Raw genomic sequence first — 4155 nt, 5'->3', positions numbered from 1 at the left:
CCCCCGCCCCTCGCACGGCCCGGTCCCGCCGCTCGGCGTCCACCTCGCCGGAGACGGCGTCGACGTGGCCGTGCTCGCGTCGCACGCGAGCGCCGTCGACCTGTGCCTGCTCGACGTCTCCCCCGACGGCGAGATCCACGAGAGGCGCGTCTCGCTCGACGGGCCGAGCTACGGCGTCTGGCACGCCCGTGTGCCCGGGGTGCGCGAGGGCCAGCGCTACGGCTTCCGCGCGCACGGCCCCTGGGACCCTGCGGCCGGGCTCCGGTACAACCCCGCGAAGCTGCTCCTCGACCCGTACGCGCGCGGGCTCGTGGGCGAGCTCGACGAGGACCCCTCGACGCGCGGGCACGTGACCGAGCGCGACGCGTCGGGCGTGCTCGTCGGCGACCCGGAGGGCCCGGCCGACCTGCGCGACTCCGCGACCCACGTGCCGCACTCGGTCGTCGTGGCCCCGCGCACGAACCACCCGCCCGTGCGCCGCCCGCAGGTCCCCTGGGCCGACACCGTGCTGTACGAGGCGCACGTGCGCGGCCTGACCATGCAGCTCGAGGCCGTGCCCGAGCCCCTGCGCGGCACCTACGCGGGGCTCGCGCACCCCGCCACGATCGCGCACCTCAAGGACCTGGGTGTCACGACGATCGAGCTCCTGCCGATCCACGCGTTCCTGTCCGAGCCGCACCTCGTGGCCCAGGGCCTCACCAACTACTGGGGCTACTCGACCGCAGGGTTCTTCGCGCCGCACGCGCCCTACGCGACGCGCGCCGCGCAGGAGGCCGGGCCGGGGGCCGTGGTCGACGAGGTCCGCGGCATGGTCCACCTGCTGCACGAGGCCGGGATCGAGGTCGTGCTCGACGTGGTGCACAACCACACGTGCGAGGGCGGGGTCGACGGGCCTCACCTGTCGTGGCGCGGCCTCGACAATCCCGTCCACTACCTGCACGACGGCGCGACGCCCGCCCGGCTGGCGGACGTCACCGGGACGGGCAACAGCCTCGACTTCCGGCGCGCCCGCGTGGTGCAGGCGACGCTCGACTCGTTGCGGTACTGGGCGCAGGAGATCGGGGTCGACGGCTTCCGGTTCGACCTCGCGGTGACCCTGGGCCGGGGGCCCGGTGGGTTCGATCCCGACCACCCGTTCCTCGTCGCGCTCCAGACCGACCCCGTGCTGAACGGGCTCAAGCTGATCGCCGAGCCGTGGGACGTGGGCCCGGGCGGCTGGCGGACCGGGCAGTTCCCGGCTCCCCTGGCCGAGTGGAACGACCGCTTCCGCGGGGCCGTGCGCCAGTTCTGGCTCGCCGACCCCCGCGAGGCCTCGCACGGGCGCCTCGGCCAGGGCGTGCGCGAGCTCGCGACCCGCCTGGCAGGGTCCGCGGACCTGTTCGGGCACAGCGACCCGCCGCTGATGCGCGGACCGGTCGCATCGATCAACTTCGTGACGGCCCACGACGGCTTCACGCTCGCCGACCTCGTCGCCTACGAGCACAAGCACAACGAGGCCAACGGCGAGGGCAACCGGGACGGCAGCGACGACAACCGGTCCTGGAACCACGGCATCGAGGGGCGGCTGTCGGACGAGGACGCCACGATCCGAGGGCTCGAGCACGAGGGCTTCGAACCCGGGCTCGTGATCGCTCCCCTGCGGCGACGCTCGATCCGCAACCTCATGGCCACGCAGATCCTGGCAGCCGGCACGCCCATGCTCACGGCGGGCGACGAGATGGGCCGCACCCAGCGGGGCAACAACAACGCCTACTGCCAGGACGGGCCGCTGTCCTGGGTGAGCTGGGACCTGTCGCCCTGGCGCAAGGACCTGCTCGCGACCACGACCCACCTGCTGGCGCTGCGCCGAGAGCACGCCGCGCTGCGCAGCGACGCGTTCTTCCACGGCAGGCCGCGGCATGCCGCCGAGGACGCCGTGCCGGACCTCGCCTGGTTCGACGCGGCAGGGCGCCCCCTCGACCACGACGCCTGGCACGACCCCGGCTTCCGGGTCCTGCAGATGCTGCGCACGGGCCCGGGCGAGGGGGACAAGGACGTGCTCCTCGTGGTCAACGGGGCGCTCGACACGGTCGAGGTCACGCCGGCCGCGGTCCCGGGTCGGGGCGAGGACGGGGCAGCGGGATGCGCCTGGGAGCTCGCGTGGGACTCCGACTGGGAGCACCCGACCGAGGGCGAGCACGGGGCCGATGGCCTCGAGGACGGCGGGGGCGGCGAGGACGGCGAGGGCGGCGAGGACGGCGAGGGCGGCGAGGGCGGCGAGGGCGGCGAGGGCACGGCCTCCGCCGACCGGGCTCCGGCCGACCAGGCCGACCAGGCCGACCCTGCCGACTCCCCGTCCGTCCTGCTCGAGCCCCTCAGCATGCAGGTCTACGTCTCGGCCGAGCGCCCCCTGAGGCCACCGAGGTAGAGGGCTGGCGTCGAGGTAGAGGTCCTGGGACCACTACCTCGACGCCTGGCCTCTACCTCGCGACCGGGCGCGGGGTCTAGTCTCTGCGCATGAGTGACAACGACGTCAGCATCCCCGACCCGACCGCACCGCGTCCCGCCCCCGGGAGCGCTCCCAGTCCCGGAGCGACCGACTCCGCCGAGGTCATCGTCGTCGGCGCGGGCCTGTCCGGGCTGGTCGCCGCGACCGAGCTCACCGCGGCGGGCAGGCACGTGATCCTCCTCGACCAGGAGCCCGCCGCGAGCCTGGGCGGGCAGGCCTTCTGGTCCTTCGGCGGGCTGTTCCTGGTCGACTCGCCCGAGCAGCGCCGCATGGGGGTCAAGGACACCCCCGAGCTCGCCCTCGACGACTGGCTCGGCTCGGCGCAGTTCGCGCCGGGGGCCGCGGAGGGCACGGGGCCGGACCGCTGGGGCTACGCCTGGGCCCGGGGTTTCGTGGACTTCGCCGCGGGGGACATGCGCTCGTGGCTGCACGGCAAGGGCGTGCGCTGGTTCCCGCTCGTCCAGTGGGCCGAGCGCGGCGGCTACCCCGCGGGCGGGCACGGTAACAGCGTGCCGCGGTTCCACGTCACGTGGGGCACCGGTCCGGGCATCCTCGAGCCCTTCGTCCGCGCGGCCCTCGACGCCAGGGAGGCCGGGCTGCTCGACATCCGCTTCCGGCACCGCGTGACCGAGCTCGTGGTGACCGACGGCGCCGTCACCGGGGTCCGGGCCGAGATCCTGGCCGACGACCCGGTCGAGCGCGGCGTGCCCTCGGTGCGCGACGTCGTGGGCGAGGTCGAGCTGTCGGCGAGCGCCGTCGTCGTCTCCTCCGGGGGGATCGGCGCGAATCACGACCTGGTCCGCGCCAACTGGCCCGCGGGTGCGGGCGTCCTGCCCGAGCGCATGCTCTCGGGCGTCCCCGACTCGACCGACGGGCTCATGCTCGGCGTCACGCGTGACGCCGGCGCGGCCCTGGTCCACGAGGACCGCATGTGGCACTACCCCGAGGGCATCGCGAACCACTCGCCCGTGTGGACCCACCACGGCATCCGCATCCTGCCCGGACCCTCGTCGCTGTGGGTCGACGCGCACGGTCACCGGTTGCCCGCCCCGCTGTTCCCCGGGTTCGACGCGCTGGGCTCGCTCCAGCACGTCACGGGCCGCGCCGACGACCACTCCTGGTTCGTGCTCAACAAGGCCATCATGGAGAGCGAGTTCGCGCTGTCGGGCTCGGAGCAGAACCCCGACCTGACCGGCCGGAGCGTGCGGCTGCTGGCCCAGCGGGTGCTGCCCGGGGCGGTCGGGCCGGTCGCCCGGTTCGCGGCCGAGTCCCCCGAGTTCGTGTGGGGCGCGAACCCGACCGAGCTCGCCGCCGGGATGAACGCCCTGACCGACGCGACCCCCGGCTCGCAGGGGCACATCGACGCGGTCGAGCTCGAGCGGCTGGTCCGGCTGCGCGACGACCAGGTGCGCTCGGGCCTCGGCAAGGACCACCAGGTCGTCGCGACCGCGATGGCCCGCAAGTTCTTCGTGGACCGGGTCATCCGCGTCTCCCCGCCGCGCCCGCTCACGACGCCCAAGGACGGGCCCATGCTCGCCGTGCGGCTCTCGGTCCTGACCCGCAAGACGCTCGGCGGCCTGCACACCGACACCGACGGTCGCGTGCTGCGCCCTGACGGCTCGGTGTTCGAGGGCCTGTACGCCGCGGGCGAGGCCGCGGCGTACAGG

General features: G+C 74.7%; 2 protein-coding genes. Both read left to right on the top strand.

Annotated elements, in window-relative coordinates; translation table 11 throughout:
* Window positions 1–2407 (top strand): glycogen debranching protein GlgX (gene glgX / locus OERS_RS20290; RefSeq protein ID WP_068627780.1); only part of this gene is annotated, 2407 nt, incomplete at its 5' end.
* 89 nt (window positions 2408–2496) lie between these two features.
* A partial coding sequence (locus tag OERS_RS20285) for an FAD-binding dehydrogenase (protein WP_083201638.1) occupies window positions 2497–4155 on the top strand: 1659 nt, incomplete at its 3' end.

This window comes from Oerskovia enterophila (genome assembly GCF_001692445.1).
Classification (GTDB): Bacteria; Actinomycetota; Actinomycetes; order Actinomycetales; family Cellulomonadaceae; genus Oerskovia; species Oerskovia enterophila.
Note: the sequence above shows the minus strand (reverse complement) of the source record. Positions and strands in the feature narration are given on the sequence as shown.